Annotated in this window: 19 protein-coding genes; 5 read left to right on the plus strand and 14 right to left on the minus strand. The window is 54.1% G+C overall.

The genetic code is table 11. The annotated features are described in order from the left end of the window. The first annotated feature begins 351 nt into the window (after positions 1–351). Complete coding sequence (locus LOKVESSMR4R_RS07730) at positions 352–1,374, plus strand: helix-turn-helix transcriptional regulator (protein WP_157898160.1); 1,023 nt, start codon at positions 352–354, stop codon at positions 1,372–1,374. Positions 1,375–1,398: 24 nt separating this feature from the next. Here LOKVESSMR4R_RS07730 and LOKVESSMR4R_RS07735 read toward each other — a convergent pair whose 3' ends face one another. Continuing rightward, positions 1,399–2,520, minus strand: coding sequence for a hypothetical protein (locus LOKVESSMR4R_RS07735; RefSeq protein ID WP_087207221.1), 1,122 nt, complete (start codon positions 2,518–2,520; stop codon positions 1,399–1,401). Between the two features lie 199 nt (positions 2,521–2,719). Here LOKVESSMR4R_RS07735 and LOKVESSMR4R_RS07740 point away from each other — a divergent pair, with 199 nt between their 5' ends. Beyond that, positions 2,720–4,183, plus strand: coding sequence for a hypothetical protein (locus LOKVESSMR4R_RS07740; RefSeq protein WP_157898161.1), 1,464 nt, complete (start codon positions 2,720–2,722; stop codon positions 4,181–4,183). 524 nt (positions 4,184–4,707) lie between these two features. Here LOKVESSMR4R_RS07740 and LOKVESSMR4R_RS07745 read toward each other — a convergent pair. Then, positions 4,708–4,989 carry a hypothetical protein gene (locus LOKVESSMR4R_RS07745; protein WP_087207225.1) on the minus strand — a complete coding sequence of 94 codons (282 nt, stop codon included), beginning with the start codon at positions 4,987–4,989 and terminating at the stop codon, positions 4,708–4,710. 545 nt (positions 4,990–5,534) lie between these two features. Between LOKVESSMR4R_RS07745 and LOKVESSMR4R_RS07750 the strand changes: the two genes are divergently transcribed. Then, entirely contained in the window at positions 5,535–6,071 is a 537-nt protein-coding gene (locus tag LOKVESSMR4R_RS07750; protein WP_157898162.1) for an ADP-ribosylglycohydrolase family protein, read from the plus strand. Here LOKVESSMR4R_RS07750 and tnpC read toward each other — a convergent pair. The 8 genes from tnpC to LOKVESSMR4R_RS07795 all read right to left on the minus strand — a co-directional run bounded on the left by tnpC (position 6,063) and on the right by LOKVESSMR4R_RS07795 (position 13,024). Beyond that, positions 6,063–7,553, minus strand: coding sequence for an IS66 family transposase (tnpC, locus tag LOKVESSMR4R_RS07755; protein ID WP_420645907.1), 1,491 nt, complete (start codon positions 7,551–7,553; stop codon positions 6,063–6,065). The genes LOKVESSMR4R_RS07750 and tnpC overlap by 9 nt on opposite strands. A gap of 123 nt (positions 7,554–7,676) precedes the next feature. After that, on the minus strand, positions 7,677–8,030 hold the full coding sequence (gene tnpB / locus LOKVESSMR4R_RS07760; RefSeq protein ID WP_087206430.1) for an IS66 family insertion sequence element accessory protein TnpB: 354 nt from the start codon (positions 8,028–8,030) through the stop codon (positions 7,677–7,679). Next, complete coding sequence (gene tnpA, locus LOKVESSMR4R_RS07765; RefSeq protein WP_087206431.1) at positions 8,027–8,458, minus strand: IS66-like element accessory protein TnpA; 432 nt, start codon at positions 8,456–8,458, stop codon at positions 8,027–8,029. The genes tnpB and tnpA overlap by 4 nt, the downstream gene beginning before the upstream one ends. Before the next feature lie 340 nt (positions 8,459–8,798). Next, positions 8,799–10,235 carry a DUF2779 domain-containing protein gene (locus LOKVESSMR4R_RS07775; RefSeq protein WP_237331935.1) on the minus strand — a complete coding sequence of 479 codons (1,437 nt, stop codon included), beginning with the start codon at positions 10,233–10,235 and terminating at the stop codon, positions 8,799–8,801. A 147-nt stretch (positions 10,236–10,382) separates the two neighbouring features. Further along, complete coding sequence (locus LOKVESSMR4R_RS07780) at positions 10,383–10,814, minus strand: hypothetical protein (RefSeq protein WP_087207228.1); 432 nt, start codon at positions 10,812–10,814, stop codon at positions 10,383–10,385. 149 nt (positions 10,815–10,963) lie between these two features. After that, entirely contained in the window at positions 10,964–11,479 is a 516-nt protein-coding gene (nusG, locus tag LOKVESSMR4R_RS07785) for a transcription termination/antitermination protein NusG (RefSeq protein ID WP_257790138.1), read from the minus strand. Between the two features lie 370 nt (positions 11,480–11,849). Continuing rightward, the gene (locus tag LOKVESSMR4R_RS07790; protein ID WP_157898163.1) at positions 11,850–12,347 is read right to left on the minus strand and encodes a hypothetical protein; all 498 of its coding nucleotides are present in this window, start codon (positions 12,345–12,347) and stop codon (positions 11,850–11,852) included. Beyond that, positions 12,344–13,024: a hypothetical protein gene (locus tag LOKVESSMR4R_RS07795; RefSeq protein ID WP_087207234.1), complete on the minus strand. Its 681-nt coding sequence runs from the start codon at positions 13,022–13,024 to the stop codon at positions 12,344–12,346. Before LOKVESSMR4R_RS07795 ends, LOKVESSMR4R_RS07790 begins: the two co-directional genes overlap by 4 nt. 473 nt (positions 13,025–13,497) lie before the next feature. Here LOKVESSMR4R_RS07795 and LOKVESSMR4R_RS07805 point away from each other — a divergent pair, with 473 nt between their 5' ends. Continuing rightward, positions 13,498–14,403: a tyrosine-type recombinase/integrase gene (locus LOKVESSMR4R_RS07805; protein ID WP_087207238.1), complete on the plus strand. Its 906-nt coding sequence runs from the start codon at positions 13,498–13,500 to the stop codon at positions 14,401–14,403. A 5-nt stretch (positions 14,404–14,408) separates the two neighbouring features. On the opposite strand, the gene LOKVESSMR4R_RS07810 is transcribed toward LOKVESSMR4R_RS07805, so the two are convergent. Beyond that, complete coding sequence (locus tag LOKVESSMR4R_RS07810) at positions 14,409–14,843, minus strand: helix-turn-helix domain-containing protein (protein ID WP_237331936.1); 435 nt, start codon at positions 14,841–14,843, stop codon at positions 14,409–14,411. A gap of 116 nt (positions 14,844–14,959) precedes the next feature. Between LOKVESSMR4R_RS07810 and LOKVESSMR4R_RS07815 the strand changes: the two genes are divergently transcribed. After that, positions 14,960–16,051 carry an IS630 family transposase gene (locus LOKVESSMR4R_RS07815; RefSeq protein WP_087207240.1) on the plus strand — a complete coding sequence of 364 codons (1,092 nt, stop codon included), beginning with the start codon at positions 14,960–14,962 and terminating at the stop codon, positions 16,049–16,051. 24 nt (positions 16,052–16,075) lie between these two features. Here LOKVESSMR4R_RS07815 and LOKVESSMR4R_RS20120 read toward each other — a convergent pair whose 3' ends face one another. From LOKVESSMR4R_RS20120 to LOKVESSMR4R_RS07825, 3 genes are all read right to left on the minus strand, one after another. After that, positions 16,076–17,221 carry an O-antigen ligase family protein gene (locus LOKVESSMR4R_RS20120; RefSeq protein ID WP_157898164.1) on the minus strand — a complete coding sequence of 382 codons (1,146 nt, stop codon included), beginning with the start codon at positions 17,219–17,221 and terminating at the stop codon, positions 16,076–16,078. Between the two features lie 103 nt (positions 17,222–17,324). Further along, complete coding sequence (locus LOKVESSMR4R_RS07820; RefSeq protein WP_087207242.1) at positions 17,325–18,731, minus strand: hypothetical protein; 1,407 nt, start codon at positions 18,729–18,731, stop codon at positions 17,325–17,327. Then, positions 18,728–19,168 carry a methyltransferase domain-containing protein gene (locus LOKVESSMR4R_RS07825; RefSeq protein ID WP_087207244.1) on the minus strand — a complete coding sequence of 147 codons (441 nt, stop codon included), beginning with the start codon at positions 19,166–19,168 and terminating at the stop codon, positions 18,728–18,730. Before LOKVESSMR4R_RS07825 ends, LOKVESSMR4R_RS07820 begins: the two co-directional genes overlap by 4 nt. Between the last annotated feature and the right edge of the window lies 1 nt (position 19,169).

Raw genomic sequence — 19,169 nt, forward strand, 5'->3', positions numbered from 1 at the left:
CTCTGTCTCACACGCTAAAGTCTGGCGGCTTTGTCGCCTGGCGATATACTGCGATCCCGACGCTCCGATCAAAACTCGCAACACGCTTACCAAGCTCCCTTTAACCAGCTAAAGCCTCGCTACAGCTATGCGATAGCTATCCTCAAAACCTCTGTCAGCCAATAGTCTTCGGGAGGTTGGCGTGAGTACAGGCAGCCATTGTCGTCGTAAACTGTGCGGGAACCTCACCGTTCATAAGCTGATTTGCGCAACAAATCAGGGTTTAAGATAAGTTGATCCTTTCTTTGCGTGCGATTGAATAGAGCAGATAGGGGTGCCATAAATGGTCATGCCTTCTTGGAGAAGCAAGTGATGATAAAGGTTGAGAGGGCTTCAGTTGACCGGCAGCGTCCTGCAAAAGACATGCTGCGATTGATACAATTACTCGCTGCAGAAAAAGCGTTTGGTGTGACCTTGGCCGAAATTATGGCCCAGATGGAATGGACAAAACGCACAACGCAACGCTATCTTGCCGCGCTGCAGGACATCGAACCGGATCTCAGCTATCACGTAGATGAAGATACAAATGCAAAACATTGGTACCTACCTTCACCGCGTACACGCATTCCACCAGTTACCGCAGAACAGCTATCGAGTTTAACTGCAATTGCGGCGTTCATGAAGGCACAGGGGCATGCAAGTTATGGGGACATGCTCGAAGAACTTCGTCAGACCCTTCAGGCAGGTCTAGATCGTTCTGCAATGGTGCGCCTAGATCCAGACTTGGAAGTTTTAGACGATAGTGTGAAAATTGTTCACCGGCCCGGTCCAAAGGCATCCTTTGATCCGCTGGTTAGGACCGCCCTTCTGCAGGCAATTACGACTGGTAGTAAAGTGAGTTTTGGGTACACAAATGTTCGAGGTCTCAAATCATCACAAAAGATAGTATCTCCTTATGCGCTGACGGTAGGCCCCAGGACATACCTCATTGCGCATGATGAGTCCGCTTCAGCAACGCGCAATTATGCTCTGTCCGGGATATCAAATCTTAAACTGCTCAGCTCACCGGCAACCGAGCCTGATTTTGATATTAAAGCATATGTATCGCGTTCATTCGGGGCGTTTCATGATGGTATCGCCGAAAAGTGGGTGCTGCGCTTCAGCGCGGGGATGGAATACGAGCTTTCGAACTATCAGTTTCACCCAACCCAGACGATGGAGACTTTGGAAAGCGGGGAAATTGAAATTAGCTTTTACTGCGAGAGCATTCGCGAAGTTGCCTACGAATGCCTACGCTGGACTGAAAGTTTGACTTGGGTTGGACCGGAGCGCCTGCGAGGTTTGCTAACGAGCATATGCAGTGAAGTTGCCGCGGCGTGCCGAGGTGACAACTAGAGCCTGTTGCGGCGCTTGTTCGTGCTAGGCTACTTGCGCAAAATAAGAAAAGTCGAACTCCATGTCATCGATGCTAGGCTCAACCCCTACAAAACTGAAAGCATCCTCAAGTAGGAATGGCTCGAGCATTGAGGCAAAACCATTGATTTTCTGAACACCATTTTCTGCGAAATGGTTTATAATCATCTTTTGAAGCTTTACCGTCGGCTCTCGGTTGCCTTTCAGTTTGATTTCATCAACCTGCCAATGACCGCGATATTTATGGATCGAGACGACAAGATCTTTGTTCCACACATAGAACTGCTTTTCGCCACGCAGCGCGATTGGGACGAAGTTGCCAAGGCAGTTGTTGAATTCCTTTGCGACCTTTTCGAGCTCCAAGCCACACGTGATGTAACGCAAGCGCTCTGTATCGGGTACAATTTGCGGCGGGAAAGGCAGACGGATGTAAATTTCCTTGATCGCTGCTGGAACATTCCTGTTGTTTTTTATGGCTATGAGTAGTTTTTCCTCAACGTCTGGTTTGTCTTGAAATTTGGCTAATTGCATCTCGTTCATCAACCGGACAAAGTCTTTAACGCTTTGTTGATCTTTCAGGCTATTAGCAAAACCCACATTCCGAAGGTCGGCTGGCAGGGCATGAAGATGCCGGATCGTACGCGCTTGCAGTTTTTCAGCCCCTAGCATTTGCCGGCGCAATGTCGGGCCCCCGATCCGCGCAATGTCGTATAGCATCAAATATACTTCGCGGTCCTGCGCTTGTGTGCCAAACCGAGACAGCAGTGCCTCAAAGCTATTGGGTAAGTCGTTGAAGGCAGCTTTTAGAAGTTGGGTAGATTTGGTGTTCAATAGGTCATGACGCAGTTTGACGACCGCTTTCCCCCCCGTTTTGAGGGTATCTTGCATAATTTCTGATGCGATGACGGCATGCCACACTTGGCGTCGGCGATCATTTGTCAACAGATAGATCATTTGCAGGTGGTCGGGAAAGATTTTAGCAACATCGTCATAAAGGTTGCAGGCGATTCTCTTGACAAGTTGCTGATAGTCTTTGGTGATTTGCGCAAACTGCAAAACTTGGATGGCTTGTTGTTTCTTGAGTTCCTCGCTTGCAGGTCCGGCATAATTGATCTGGTTCTTGAACATGTGTGCTCCTTTGTCATCAAATATAGACAATAACACACAGGGGTGACACTTTTGGTCACCGCCAAACCATGCCGGAGTTACCGATTGCGCACTACCGCTGCATGATTGGTTGGCTATCATTTGGCTTCCCTATCATGTCTCAAATCATATATGATCGGAAGTAAGTTATTTGAAATCTGGTGTCACAATGAACCTAAGCATGACTGAAGTTCTGTGCGATACTTCATTGTTTGAGGATCATTTTTGTTCTCCAACGACCGTCAAAAACCTGCGAGGGGTGCCCACGCAGGTCTTGCAGAAAGTCATGCTGGAACTTCATCAACATACAGCGTGCAATGTATTTGCGTCACCTCGGACTTGGACGCCTGCTGGAAGTGAGCAATGCATTGTTGTGGCGGGGTCACTTGGGATTGACGGAAGAACAAGGGGAAACCGGATTGGTCTTTGCGTCGATCGTCAGCCCGATGACAAAGATGATCCTGGCGCCATTTACCTGTGGACGAACACCGCATTGGTGAATGAAATAACTGCAGATGGCTTGGTGAGCCATAACTTTGCAAAGATGTGGGTTAACTGGCGATCCTTGGGCGAGACGAGGCCGGAAAAGTATCTACGCTTGTCGGTGCCTGTTGCCCAAAAAAACAACAGCGGATGGAATGTGAGTTTTGATAGTGATATTGGCGAGCTTATCGCATTCCTCACCGCACTCAGGGGTCGATACGAACCAAAGCCCGCCACATCAAAAGCATTGTCGTCAACTCTGAAGCTGTTTGGCCATTCAGACGGGGCAATAACACCTGCGATCATCGATGCGTATCGACATCCTGACGAAGATGCCCCCGACACTGACGCCGAGTTCGACCAGCCCAAGCCCAAGAGCGTCGTCAGAAACCTTGGCCGCAGCAAGCAAGCACTTCTCAAGAGCCCCCAACCATCCGATGCATACACAGGCAATGCCCGCGAAGTCATCATTCGCAGATTTGAGGCGCACTCGCTTTTTTCGGCACAACCAACGATGCCACCAGCGCCGTCAGTACCATTCATGGATACTGCTTTTCGTTGCCTGAACCTTGATCCTGAACCTTTCCAAGCCGCGGGCCTATATGGGATCTTTTTTAAAGTTACCGCCGCGCAAACGCCCAGCCTGATTTATGTTGGCCTTTACCGGAATGGTAAGGTTGGGTCGGGCCCTGTTTTCGGGGGAAATGTCCTGAGGGATCGGTGGGTGAAACATATTGCAACATGCTCGATGCGCGGGGCAAATGTTGGTATTGGGAAAAGAACGGCCCAGACGATGCGCTTGGACCCCAATCACGACTTTGCCGCCCTTGGCGAGCCGAACGTCGCGGAGCTGATCGTCAAGGACACTGGCTGTAACGCAGGTGAAAACCGCGCACTATTTGCCAAAGGGCAATGGTCCGTTCTACGTGACGCAACGGGCAAGGATATTCTTCCCCTTTTCAGCTTCTCCTATGTGAGGTTAAGCGCCTTTCATGGCGTTGAAGGTGATGACGGCATTAGAAGGCGCGTCAGCGCAGCCGAGGATCGGGTGAAGAAGGAACTTGCACCGATCTGCAACGGAGAGACTTTGCTCGGGCAGCACAAAACACACGTCACGCCGGAACAATTTGAGACATCTGCAACTTTAGCATTGTCCGCGTAAGGTAAAAATTCGGCGCCTCCGATGTCAGCTTTGGTCCATATCTGCAAGTCTAGTTGACCTGCAATCGAGATAGGATTGCGCTGATATTTGAAGGGCGATCACATGTCATATGGGAGCGCCAGCGCTTACAGCAATTAGGCTTGTCGTCAGGGCAAACAGACCCGACAAAATCCCAAATGCTGCTGGATACTGCGCAAGCATCAAGGGAAAGCGGACGGTCCCAAAATGACTGTCAATGCATTCAGTAGCGCGCCACCGCTATGCGGATGACCGCGAGCCGGCCCCAAACTGCACGAAAGAAGCAGGATTGGTCTACCCGCTGCGCTGAAAACTTCACCTTTGGACTATGGTTAAGCGGCATCCTGGGACGATCCATGCTGTTCCAGCAGCTTGCGCGATCGTTAACGCTGCTGGGGGCCCAAAACACTTTTCAAGCGGGCATTTTCAGGTCAGCTTAACGTCATCCGGCAGCCCACTTGTGAAATATCGGGTAGCCGAAGGAAGCTATCTCAATACTTACAATACTAATATCCTGAAAGTCGTTCCGTAACAATTTGTACTAGATCTTTTAACAACAATATATAATCGGTTTGGCCATCTACCTGGACTTTGTCATCCAGTTCTTTCGCCATGATATTTAACGCATCGTTTACTTCAATCTCACATTCGAAAGCCTTATTTTCAAAATCAGCAGTCATGTTATCTATTTCATCAGTGAAATCTACTTCGCCAGATGTAAGATTTTGGAATGTCATATTTTCATGGATGTGTTTTTCGATCTCTGCAAGAAAGTTAGCGTCAGACATTGGTCTCGTGTCCTTATATTTTTTAAACTATCTAATATTCCCAAAGTGGGGTACATTCTGACATCAAGATCGCCTGAATCGACCTTCTGGACAAGCCTTTTTTGCTCTTCAAGGTATATGCGGTCGCATATGTTATCACGGTTAGCTGATCCTGCGAACCCGTATCACTTTGGCTGAGTGGTAATGTTTGACAGCCTTGGGAACCCACCTGTCGTGCCGCTCTAAAAAAGCGCCGCTGCCGAGCAAATGCATTGTGACGGCACAATCGGAGCAGTACACTTTGAGCATCCTGAGGGATCGCAGCTGACGTTCAGAGAATAAAACTACTGTTCATCTGGCAAGATTGGATTATTTAGACGTTTGCGACACCCTGCTTGCGCAATGTCGACTTATGGTTCCAGCTCTAACATAAGTGTCGCGTCACAATGCGAAAGCAATCAAGCTTATCGAGGAGTTCAAGCCTGCCCAATATAACGCACCCCGCGCACACAGATATCCTTTTTACAGGGTTGAAGCTCGGCGACCGCCATGGTGGGCCAACCCGCATGGCAGAAATTCTATTTGCAAGCCTCTCGGAAACACAGACCTTCGATCCCGACGACATCACTGCTCGCTATCTTGCTTGGTGGAAAGAAGATGCCTTTGATACCGGGCCAACATTCGCAGAGGTCTTTAAACGAATTGAATGTGGACTGGATCGAGAGAAGGCAGTCCATGAGGCTGATATTGCGCAAGACGGCCATACCGCGGGCTGTAACCCGGCGCATCGAATAGCCCCACTCGCCTTGTTTCCCTTTATTATGACAGCCGACATAGGAAGGTTTGCACGGCAAGAGGCAATGATTACTCACTACCATCCGCTTGCAGGTGATATGTCCGCCCTGATGGCTTTGATTTGTCGTCTTGCAATAGACGGATATTCTTGGGACGAAGTGAAAAGAATATCAAAAAAAATAGAGCCAAGTGCTTGGGCTGCCGTCGATAACGCAAATATTTCCGCTGGAGGTTTTGCACCAGATGTGATGCGGACTGCATTGCATTTTCGTAAGCGTTCTCAGGAGAGCACTGTCGGTTCAGCTTGACGGCTTGAAGTTCCACGGGAGCAGATCATCGAGGCGGCTTTGCGGGTGGCCATTAGCGATCGCTGTGAGGGTTGCTTTGAGATAGGCGAAGGGCTCGACGTCGTTGATCTTGCAGGTCTCGATCAGTGAGGCGATGCGACCCCAAGCGATGCCACCTTCGTCATGACCGGCGAAGAGCGCGTTCTTGCGATTGAGAGCAATGGGGCGGATCAGGTTTTCGACGCGGTTGTTGTCAATCTCGACGCGGCCATCGGCCAAGAAGGTCTGCAGCCCATCCCAGTGATTATGGATGTAAGTCAGCTTTTCACCCAACCGGGATTTAGCGGAGATCTTGCGGCGTTGGGCCTGCAGCCAATCGCCGAAGGCCGCGACCAGTGGAGCACTGCGGGTCTGGCGGGCCGACAATCGCTGGCTGGGAGAGATGCCACGGATATCGGCTTCGACAGCATAGATCTCGGCGATGCGGCGCAGGCCCTCGGCGGCGATCTGTGATCCATCGCGGTCGAAGACTTCCTTCAGCTTGCGGCGCGCGTGCGCCCAGCAATGGGCCACCTGAATGGGATCGCCGCCCTTGCGGGTCGGCTTGGTCAGCCGGTTGTAGCCCTGGTATCCGTCGATCTGCAGGATGCCGTCAAAACCTATCAGGAATGTTTCGGCATTCTCGCCCGCCCGACCGGGTGCATAGAAGTAGACCACACCGGGCGGGTCCTCACCGCCCCATGGCCGGTCATCGCGGGCAAGAGCCCAGAGATAGCCGGTTTTGGTCCTTCCGCGACCCGGATCCAGCACCGGGGCGGTGGTTTCGTCCATGAACAGCTTGTCTGATCGTTTCAGGTGTTCACCCAGCCGGTCGACGACGGGCTTGAGGTGGAATGCCGCCTTACCCACCCAATCGGCCAGCACAGCGCGGTGCAGATCGAGGCCTGCCCGCGCCAGGATCTGGCTCTGGCGATACAACGGCAGATGGTCGGCATATTTGCTGACCAGCACATGGGCGAGCGTCGCTTCTGTCGGCAACCCGCCCATGATTAGGTGGCAGGGCGCCGGTGCCTGGGTCACGCCGTTTGTGCAGGTCCGGCAGGCATATTTCGGGCGCACGGTGACAATCACACGCAACTGCGCTGGCACGATATCCAGCCGCTCGCTGCGGTCTTCACCGATCTTGTGCATGACGCCACAGCCACAAGGGCAGATCAGGCTGGCGGGTTCGATAATCTCTTCGATGCGCGGCAATGTGGCCGGTAGATTGCCGATGGTCCGCTTTGGCCCGGGCCTGGTTGCCGTCTTGCTATCTGCCTTGGCGGCAAGATGTTCCTTCTGCACCTCGACCTCGGCCAACGCGATGGACAGATCCTCAAACGCCAGCTGCCGTTCATCCTCGGTCAGCTTTTCCGACCGCTTCCCATGCAGGGCATGGTTCAACTCGGCAATCAGATGCTGTTGGCGTTGGGTAATATCCTGAAGTGCGGCGATCGTTTCCATCAAGGTCGCAACCACCGCGCGCTGCGCGGCAGGGATGGTGGAAAGGTCAATGACAGGCGTATCAATCATAGCCCGAGACTACGATTAAACCCCAGTAAAATCACGCAAAAACATATGGTTGATTCATTCTGCCGCAGCAGGTGGGCGCATCTCCAGCGCCTTGACCTTACGCCAGTCCAGACCGGCAAACAGGGCCTCAAACTGGGCGTGGTTCAGCGCCATCACCCCGTCTTTGATCGCAGGCCAGGTGAAGGTCATGTCTTCCAACCGCTTGTAGGCCATCACCAATCCGGTGCCATCCCAATACAAAAGCTTCAGCCGATCCGCCCGGCGCGACCGGAACACAAACACCGTGCCGGTGAACGGATCCTTACGCAGCACCGACGACACGATTGCCGCCAGACCATCATGACCTTTCCTGAAGTCCACAGGTTGCGTCGAGACCAGAACCCGCACGCGGTTTGACGGGAACATCATGGCCGCGCCCCGATTGCCCGCACGATCTCGGCAATCCGGTCAGAACTGGTGGTGCCATCGACCCGGATTGTCACACGACCTATCGCAATCTCGATGGGTTTACAGGACAACCCGTCAGGCTTTGTGAGCTGCCCGGCGACAGCCGGCACATCCGCACCGCCGCCACCATCCGACACGACGATCGGTGCAAAACAGAAGCTGTCATCTTCAACCGCAGGCAAAACCAACCGGCCGTCACGTGCCCGACTACGCCATTCCGATAAATGGTTCGCCCGCAGCCCATACCGCGCCGCAACTTCATTCACGCTCACACCTGGCTGCAAGCTCTCAGCAACGATCCGCGCCTTTATCTCTTCCGGCCAGCGTCGCTGTCCGTTGGTCCTTATGTCCACCCCGTAATCCCGGAGAAACTCCAACGTAGTCGCCATCGCGAAACTCCTGCACTGATCTCCATCGCACATGGAATCGCAGGTCAGACAATCTGTTGGAAGGTGAGGGCCAGCGACCGCTTACGCATTTTCTGGATGGCCAAGACAGCATTCAGCGGGCGATCGATTTCGCCGGTCAGGCGAACTATGCACCTGTTTTGGTAGGTACAATTGATTGCCTGCGACAGTCTTCTGTCGCAGCCTCGCTGGGCAGGTAGGACAGGTCAAGGGCAAGCCCTTGAAGGCGCTTTTCGAAATTTCCTGCGCCATAACCGCAAGCATGATCTCTCAGGCAAAGTCGTGCTGCTAAAGTATGAACTACGTGGATCTCATACCTTCTTCATTTCATTAGCCGGTCAATAAACTGATAAATACGCACCATCGCTAGAGTATCGAGCTTGCAGTACTCTAGCAGGGATTGGCGCATTTTATTTTTCTCTGCAGATTCCGTAAGAGCGATCATCTTTCCCCACGCCTCCATGGCTTCGCCACCGTCTTTGACCTTCAAATTTTGATAAGACAGCTCAGGGATCAAGACAGGAAGCACTTTTTTAATCGACGTCGATCCATCAAAACCGACATCAACGTATCCGGTCTTGAAGATGTCCATAAGGTCGACAGTCCTATCAACAACGTCGAGCAAGAAGTCTTTGGCATGGGGTAACTGCTTGCCCATGTTTTTGTTCTGAGTGTTCTCAAAGCCCTTATTCCAAGCGAAAACAGAGCCGGTGGGCTGAATTGCATCACGCAGAGCCTTTACGAGATCATCGGGCTTCATAGGGCGATCTGCAAGGTATTCTGAATGTTCCAGCCGACCATCCTCCTGAAGAACATGTAGTGAAAACTGGAAAGGAAGCTGTTCTTGAGGCCCATATCCGTCGATAATGGGCACAGCAGACAAAAACGTCTCATAATCCAAAAAATGCAGTGGATACTTCAGCTGAGCAAAGAAGGCGCGAATTTCCACCTTATCAACAAACGGGTTGCCCTCGTTGTGCGCTTTGACAATTAAAGACTGCTGCGTCGAGACCTCATTAGGACAAATGGAAGCGAGGTCGAACCGCCCTTCGTCAACGAACGCAGCGAGTTTTTCCCCGAAGAGCCTCGGAAGCGAGTATATCGAAGGCTTTGGTATTGATGGATTGAAATAGTCAAAACTATCGCAATGATTTGCCCTGCTCAGGTAGCGACAGCTGCAGGAGTTTTCGTCGATTGTTTCACGCCGAAGAAAGCCAAGGGCGGTGTTGATCTCGGCTTGCGTTTCATGGAGCAGCGCCTTCACGCGGACCGTTTCATCTGCAAAGGTTAACAACCCGTTTAGATCAATATCGCCGCTTCGAACGTAGCCTTTGTTCAGATGAACAATCCAGACTTTTCCAACGCGTTCTCCGGCGCGCTGAGCAGTCACAACCTGAAAAGCTGCGTCCTTGAGGTGACTGTGTGAGCTGTCGTCTTTGACACTCGTTGAGGATTTAATTTCAAAGATGTCTACACTTCCATCGGGATTGGATTTGACAATATCACAGCGGGCGTACAATCCATCACTCGTCAGGAAGTCTCGCTGAAAATTATAGGCCCCAGCGTCTGAGTACTGTGAAACAGCCTTCTTGGCATACGCCTCAACTTCGTAACCCTCATCTGCAAGCTTCACTAAAAAGCTTGAGGAACTGCCCGCAGGATAAACGTCCGGTCGATTATGTTTGAGCCACAATGACTTGGGACAATTCTGATACTGAATAAAATCGCTTTTGGTAAGAATAAAGTTCGCCTTAACCATTCAAATCCTCAAATCTGTCTCATGGGTGCTGACATCATACGAGCATGAAACGCATTTGGCACAGCAAGGCCTCATACAAAGGCCGGATCAGTGTGCACTTTAGTTGCTTCATATTGGGCGCAAAGGCTGGCGACGATGCCAGCTGCATCACACTAGAAAATGACGCCCATATCCATCTTTGTTCAAATTACCGTCGGTGACGGCCTTTGACATCACGGCCGGCATCGCGCCGACGTTTACATTTTCCATGTTCTCCTTAACCCAATCGGCAACCTCCCTTGCGGTAAGGCCCTGTGGATTTGCTTCTAGTGCCTTTCGATATGCCTTTATAAGGGTGCCCGGTGCTTGGCGCGTTCCTCTGTTTTTAAGGCCTCGTGTCCCTTCGCCAAGGTCAGTGATGAGTTTGTCGCGAAACTTCACAAGTTCGGATTGAATTTGGTTTAAATAAGCGAGCTGGTTATTGACATCGGTAAGCTGTTGCCGGATCCCATCACGTGCCGCCGACAATTCTGCCAACTGCTTTTTTTGTTGCTCGCGCAATCTTTGCATTTGGGCTGCGAGTGTTTCGTCAAACTCCATTTGATCTGGCTCCTGTTTGTATAATAGAAGATGGTACACGAAATTTAATCACGCGCGAAGCTTTAGACGCGCTCGTATCTAATGATATGCACACAACATCATCGCAGTAGCTTCTCAAACTCGACGAAAGCACAAGCGGGTGGACGCAATTAACTGGCTTCGCGCTTGAGGCTTCGGGCGTCCACCGCAACGCGCGTGGCGCGGCCCATCAGATCGATCAGCAAATACACCCGTTCGGCTGCCGGCGTTGCCTCGACCTGGGCCACAAACTCGGCAAAAGGACCGTCGAGAATTTTGACCCAGTCGCCCTGATCAAATTGCGGCGCGGGCGTGATGTCGGGGGGCGCGAACCGTATCCGCAGCGCCGCGATCAGCCCTGCGGGGACGATCGCGGGCCCCTGCCCCAGCGTGATAAGCTTGGTGATGCCGCGCGTGCTGTTGACGGCCCTGACGCCGCCTGAGGCCGCGCTTGGCTGCACAAAGACATACCCTGGGAAAGCCGGCACATCGCGGGTCACGAATTTGGCGCCGCGGCGTTCCGTGCGCAGCTCTGTCGGCGCGAAATGCACGACCGACTGGCGCTCCAGATTGCGCAAGGCCATCAGAAGGCCATTCGGCCGCAATTGCGCAATGTGCCAGCTGGCAGTGTCGTCTTGGTACGTCACGGGCTTGCTTTCATTTTCTTGCAGGCGGTCTGCGCCGATACTGTATTCTAATTTGGAACTTATATCGGTCGCAAATTCGCTGCAATGCCAGATAACCCGTGCGCGGCAAACAGGCGCGCTGCAGCAACAACTGAAGACATGTGGAACATTATTCCCGGCCTCCTCCCGAAATCATGGGGACCTGAAAACCTGCTATGAAAAAATGGTTGTCAGTGGCCTCCCCGATTTTCAACCTATACTTGTGCTTGGGTTCGTTTCGGTGAATTGTGCTTTTGACCCGTAGCCTCCCTTGGTGCTGGCTCCGATTTGGTGGCCAGCCATGCCGCGAGCGCGCGACCGCGGGCCGCTTTGGCTTCGCTGACGTAGCGCATCAGCAGCCGTTGCGTGCGGGCGGGGTTCGGCGCGCGCTGCTTTTTTTGCTGGCGGATGCAGCCCTCAAGCACGGCGATACAGCGCAGCGCAGCGCATCGCGTCTGCGGCTTTTCTCCGACGACCCGATATCGTTGAGCCAGAAGGTTGTGGCCACCTCTATCGCGTCCGCGTCCCCGAATCCTTGGGGGTTGGTACCGTTGGCCAACGCCTCAAACGCGGTCAGCGCGTTTTGCGCCGCCACGAGGCGGGCTTCGGCCTGCGCCAGGACAAGGGCCTTTTGCGTGGCCTCATCGGGCGCCACGAGATCGCCCAGCGACAGGTGCGGCCGATCGAGAATGACCGACAAATATGCCCCGGCGAGGGCTTGGTCCGGCTTGCCCGTCGCGCCGTGACGGCGCGCATTCATAGCGCTCACCGCCCTGCCCTCCGCAGTCTTAAGGCCGGTGCTTGAGGCGGCATTGGCGCGATTGCGCGCGGTGACACTCTTGCGCGTCACTGGCCTATCACCTCCGCGTCGGGAATATCATGATCTGCGCGCCGGTGCTCCAGCGGTCGCACGGATTGGAGCGCGTCGTAGTCGCGCCGCACCTCACGCCTGCGGCGCTCGAGTTCAGGGATTTTTGCGTCGTGCTTGGCCAAGGCTCCGCTCGTGCTGGCGTAGGCAGCACTCATCAGGGTGACAGTCGAAATGCCGAGGGCCGACACATCGGCTTCCAGCTCAGCCAATGCGGCGGGGTCGCTCGTCATGCAGCGATCGTCGAGGGCTCTCTTAAATGCGTCTGCCGCATCCTTGCTCGGGAGGTGGGGTTCCTCCCAATCGTTCTTGTAGCCGCCGGCATCAATGAATGCGCGCCAATCGGCGTCCAGCGCCGCATCGTGGATGACCTTGTAGTGCGCCTCGACGGCTCTCTTGATCCGGAAGCGGAGGTCTTCGCGCATCTCTGCATTGTGCATCCTGCGCCTCTGGACCAATTCCCACTCGATCGCGATAAGGTTCTCAGCGACGACGCATTCGTAGGGAGTGACGGGGATCAGGGACGCGATCAGGCCCTCTCGAAACGCGTCAAAGCTGCCCGGCACTTCGCCAAGGACGGCGGGGCGCGCAGACAGCAGCTCGGCAAAGCTCTGGATGCCAAAGCGGGCGGGGTCGGGAAGTTTTGGTTGTTTTGGCATGGTACAGCGCCGCTCGCATTCATTTGCGCCCGCATCCCGCGCGCATCGCGTGGTTATGGTGAGCAGTGGAAGACCTCTCCTGCCCGCCATAATATTTAAGATGACTGCAGAGTCCAAACGAAAGAAAACCCCGAACGGGGTTTTTGCGAGGGCCAGTGACGACCGGATCAGAGCGCTGATGAAAGCTTGCTACCTGCGCAGTGTGTCTACGCGGATCCCCGGCCTGTCGTCGGGCGTGCCGACGAATTCGATGCCGTGGGCTTGGAAAACGTTCCTCAAAAGCTGAAGATGGCCCTTGCTCGCTTTTGGTACGCCACTTGTAGCCTCATATCGCTTCAACGAGGAAATGCTGACACCACTTAGGTTTGAAAGCGCACTGATCGAAAGACCCATAACTGCTCGAGCCGCTCTTAGTTGATCTGAGGTTAAGTTTTCGTCTTGCAATTTGAGCTCTTTTGGTTCAAAAAAAGTAAATGACACAAGTCCACAACAGAGACTGGAAAGCTGAGTTTCGTCGCCTTGAGGGCGCCTTTTCTCCGCATACACTGAGGGCATACTACACCGACATTGGCGCCTTCGTCGACTGGTGTGAAAAACTGGAATTAGATTGGCTGCCCACAACGTCGGAGATACTGTGCCGACACCTAAATTGGATGGCGCAGAGAGGGCTGAAGTTCACAACCATCCGCCGCCGGCTTTATGCCGTCCGTCGCCTCAATATGATCATGGATGCACCGGAGTTGACGCGCGATTTGGGCGTCGACTTGACTGTGCGCCGCATCAGGCGCGCGCAGCCCAACAGACCCGGACAAGCGCGTGGCCTGACGGGAGATGTACTCAAAATAATGATTGATGCGCAGCCTGACAATCCGTGGGGCCTCAGAAACAAGGCCATATTGTCATTGGGCTACGACTTGCTTGCGCGCCGATCCGAAATCACGGCGCTGCGAACCGATGACGTAACATGGCGGCCCGACGGGACGCTCGAAGTCATCGTGCGCAGGTCAAAGGCCGACCCGTTCGGGATGGGCCGGTTGGCGTTCACGTCACAACGCTCGGCCGAACTGGTTGGGGAGTGGCTGGCCTGGCGCGGGCCGGACATCGGACCGCTGTTTTGCGGGATCTACCGAGGGGTTGCGATCGACCGAGCGCTATCAGGCGCCAGCATAAAACTCGTCGTCAAGAACGCGGCAAGAGCCGTGGGTTACCACGAGACTATCGTGGGCGAGTTCAGCGCCCATTCCCTGCGCGTGGGTGCGGCGCAGGATCTGCTCAAAAAGGGACATGATACCGCCGCGATTATGCGGGCAGGCGGGTGGTCAAGTGTCACAGTGTTGGGGCGGTACTTGGCGAAAGCGGAGCATAATGTGTGGGCTTAGCCGCATTAGAAGGCGGTGACAGGCACTTTGTGATACGCGACAGGTCCAATGCGCCCCACGCTCGAAGGCGAGATGCCCATGGCTTCGGCCATCAGCGCGCGGCTCCACTGCCTGGCATTGGGTGGGGTTTCCTGTACCGTCCTCGCGATCACCTTCAGCCTTGTTTCCATGGGCAGCGGCGGCACCCGCAAGGGCCGCGTTTTGTCGCGCTTGAGACCGGCCAGGCCTTCATTGAGATACCCCTGCTGCCAGCGCCAGACTGTCGGCTTCGACATGCCCGTCCGCCGCATGATCTCGGTCGTGCCCTGACCGTCCGCGGTCGCAAGTACGATGCCCGCCCGCCAGGCGAGCTTGCGCGGCGTGTTGCGATTACTCAGCAAAGCGTGAAGCTCAGCGCGGTCGGCGGGGCCAAGGTAAAGGCAGATGTCGGAACGTCTCATCTGCCGATCATGCCACGGCAGAGCAAGATTGGGAAGCCTATGTCAGGTGTGGAACACTAGTATTCCCCGCCTGACATAAGATTCCCAAGGCCGCCGCATCGTGGCATGATCGGCGGATGAGACGAACCGACATCTGCCTTTACCTTGGCCCCGCCGACCGCGCTGAGCTTCAAGCCCTGCTGACCAACCGCAACACGCCGCGCAAGCTTGTCTGGCGGGCAGATATCGTGCTGGCGACAGCGGACGGTCGGGGCACCGTTGCGATCATGCGGCGGACGGGCATGTCGAAGCCGACGGTCTGGCGCTGGCAGGAGCGGTATCTCGATGAGGGCGTGCCGGGGCTCAAGCGCGACAAGACGCGTCCCTCGCGCGTGCCGCCGCTTCCCAGGGAGGTCCGGTTGAAGGTGATCGCGAAGACCGTGCAGGAGACGCCGCCCAATGCCACGCACTGGAGCCGCACGACGATGGCCGAGGCGGTGGGCATATCGCCGTCGAGCGTCGGGCGGATATGGGCGGATGCCGGGCTGAAGCCGCATATCGTGAAGGGGTTCAAGATCTCGAACGACCCTATGTTCGAGGAGAAGGTCACCGACATCGTTGGGCTCTACCTCAACCCGCCGGATCGGGCTGTTGTGCTCTGCGTCGATGAGAAGTCCCAGATCCAGGCGCTCGATCGGACGCAGCCGGGCCTGCCCCTCAAGAAGGGACGCGCGTCGACGATGACCCATGATTACAAGCGCCATGGCACCACCACGCTCTTCGCCGCGCTGGACGTCAAGTCGGGCTTGGTCATCGGCGACTGCATGCCCCGCCACCGCGCCAAGGAGTTCCTGATCTTCCTCCGCCGGATCGACCGGGCCGTGAAGAAACCGCGCGACATCCATCTGGTTCTCGACAACTACGCCACCCACAAGACGCCCGAGGTGCAGGCCTGGCTGGAGAAGCATCCCCGGTTCAAGCTGCACTTCACACCCACCAGCGCGTCCTGGCTGAACCTCGTCGAGCGCTTCTTCGCCGAGATCACGGCAAAGCGCATTCGCCGCGGCAGCTACTCCAGCGTCGACGATCTCGAAGGCGCAATCTACGACTACCTGCTCCAGCACAACGCCAAGCCGAAGCCCTTCGTCTGGAGCAAAACCGCCAAGGGCATCCTCACCCGAGAGCGCCGCGCACTCGACGCGCTCGACCAAATCAGGGGAAATCGGTAGCAAATGTCGGACTCAGAACACTAGCTAAATTATTTTTGTTACTTTTTTTCTTTCTAATCGTAACAAGAAAACTGTCGCAAGATACGGCAGCAGGACAACGAACAGCAATCCGGGCGGATTAGCGACGTTAAGCGGCCTAGAGTCGGTTATTCCCATCCCAAGATAAACAATAAGAAATGAAATTAATATTATATTTCGAGATGCAAAAGCCCCTCCAAGCGCGAGGCCTACTATAATTAGATAAAGGGTTCCACCAATCACTCCCATATCAAAAAACATTGTAAGATAAGAGTTGTGAAGCGATTCTATATCACCAGCCACATAAACCTCGAAGAAGTTAGACGCATAGTACCGACCAGAGTCAAATCCATGGCCTAAAAATGGGCGATCTTGGAAAACGTGAAAAGCTTCAGCCCATAGGGCCGTACGCCCTGATAGGCCGCTCCCAACACCACGAGTGCTAGATTCAAATTGAAAGACAGCACGAACAAAGTCAAGATTCGATATAATGAGAATCACTAATGCCGAAAGCGCAATTGTTATTGAAGAAATTATTAATAATTTTGTGTTTGTGTTTGATTTGCCACCCATCAATCTAACTGGTAAAAATACTACAAATGAGAAGATTGCCCAAGAAAGGGCAGCGCGGGTTTGGAACTCAAACGCGAGAAGGTACAAAAAGAACGCTGAGATAATAAGTTTGAAAAGTAATCTAATTTTCGAAAAAAAGACGAATGGGAGAGATGTTGCAACAACAAATCCCCATAAGTTTGGATGCAAGTTACCTGAAAGCCTAGCGAATATTCGATCATTATCATATAGAACATAAACCAGCACGAGAGCGAGTCCAATAGCGTATGCAGGTAAAGCTCTCTCAATAATATAATGATCAAGGCGCGCGGCGAAAAGCAAGCCAATAATCAAATATCCCATAATTGCAAACATTCGCAAGAAACTACTGATACCAATTACTTCTAGGGAAATTAAATTTGAAAAAATCAACATAAAAAATAACAACCCAAATAGAACCAAAACAGACATTGGCACCAAATTTGTCTTTTGATAAGTTGTTACAATAAATGACAGAACTACAAAAACAATAAGCGACGATATTTGAATAATTTCCGGGCTGCCTTCATAAAGCACTTGGAGCAGCATCATAAATGCCATGAACGCCCCAATTATAGCGGGGCGCCTATCGGGTGAATAGCTTGCCCTGCGATTTTGGATGCCAAATGATCTAATCATCCCCAAAAAAACCTTTCCAGCATGATCACATCCCCCTCGTAATAGCCCAGAGCAGAACGACGAGCGGCAGGACCGAAGTCTTCAACTCGAAACCGGGGATGGGCAGCGCGTAGGTGCGATAGCTGTTGATCATGCCTATGGGCAGATAGATCATCAGCAACGCCAAGGCTTGTGCAGCAGGAAAGGCCGCCACCCCAAGCCATCCGAACAATCCAACCGCCAGCCCTAGGAACACAAGCGCCGTCAACCCATTGGCCCAATGCACAAGTATATGGTTAGTCGAAGAGTAAAGTTGCAGATGCATCGCCCCCATCCGCTCCAGATAACCGGCCAGCCCTATAAGAAGCCATAATTGCAGCGGCACCTGCAGCCCTCTCCCCTGCATCTGCGCCAGCAACGGCAGTGCCAGCGCCACCCCGAGCACCATCGCCATGTGCAGCAGATAGCTTTGACGCATACTGCGCTCGGCAATCGCCTGTTGTGCCCCCCTCTCACCCGAGACTTGCAGCCGCGCCAGAACCGGCACCTTGGTAAAGAAGGGTACCTGCGCGAACTGCCCAAGCGGGCGGATCAGCGACATCGCGAACAGAAACGCAGCAACCTGCGCAGGCTCCCCGATCGTGGCATAATACAGCCCCGCCCCTTGGGTGGTTCCCAGATACACAAAGGTGCCGACCCCTGTCCGCCAGACACTGGGCCAGAGCTGGACAATGATATCACGGTCGGGCCGCCAGCACCGCACGAAGCCCAGTCGCGCAGACTGGTCACGGCGGCACAGCCATATGTTCCACAGGATATTGGCGGCCAGCGGCACTTGATAGGCCAGCGCCAGTCCGAGTAGCCCCGCGCCGGTCCAGATGGCGGTACACGCACTAATGAAGGCTACAAACCAGAAAGCGGCCTCCCACCAGCGAACAAGTGTGATGCGCTCGACCCCGTACAGATAGGACAAGTGCAGCCCTCCATAGGCGCGCAAGCCCGCACCGACCGCAAACACAGCCAATGCGGGCCTAGCCAGATGTTGGGGCCCCAGATAGCGGACAATGTCACCGGCGCTCCAGGCTCCTACAATCAAAGTCATCAAAGCCGTGAGTAGCGCCATGCCAGCATAGAGAACCGCCCCTGTGTTCCAAGTTCCCGAAAGAAGCACATGATTAGGCGATAGTCCTGCTTGCATCGGCGGTCCCACGTCAATCCGCAACCGATCCGCCCCGCCCATCGCATAGGAAAAACTGCGCACAAAAGATGCCGTAAGGCTGGATTCAAACAGCAATTGCAGACCTTGCAACGTGATCAACACCAGCCATATCGCCAAGAATGCAGGCTCTGCGCGCAGCGCGATAAAGACAGGTAACAGAATAAGCGGTAGCGCGCGAAATGTGAACGCGGCCCATGTGGCAATGGCTGGTCGCGCGGCAAGCCGCCGTATCATGGGCGTTTCTGAATAAAAATATGAAACTTCGCCGACAACGAGCGCGGCATCAACCAGCCCCAAAACTGGATCAGCCGGAACAGGACAGCATTATTCCCGTGATAGCCGGGAACTCCATTAAAGCCATATGTGCAGTTCTTCCACTCGGATTTGTCGAAATAGTGACCCAGCGCCGCCATCGTGTTCATACCGTATACGGTGGGAAACACATCCTCGGCCTTTCGGTTCGGCTGCAGTTTCTTTAGGAAAGCCACGTGCAGCGCGTTGGGCACAAGTCGCGCTCCGATCCCAATATAGCCCCACTTCGCAGGGGTGCGGGCGCACAGCCACCCCCCGGGTTTAAGCACGCGCGCAATCTCGCGCACGAATTCGGCCGGCGCGGCAACATGCTCTAGCACATGGTCGCACAGAATGATGTCAATACTCTGGTCCGGTATC

The organism is Yoonia vestfoldensis, from assembly GCF_002158905.1.
Classification (GTDB): Bacteria; Pseudomonadota; Alphaproteobacteria; order Rhodobacterales; family Rhodobacteraceae; genus Yoonia; species Yoonia vestfoldensis_B.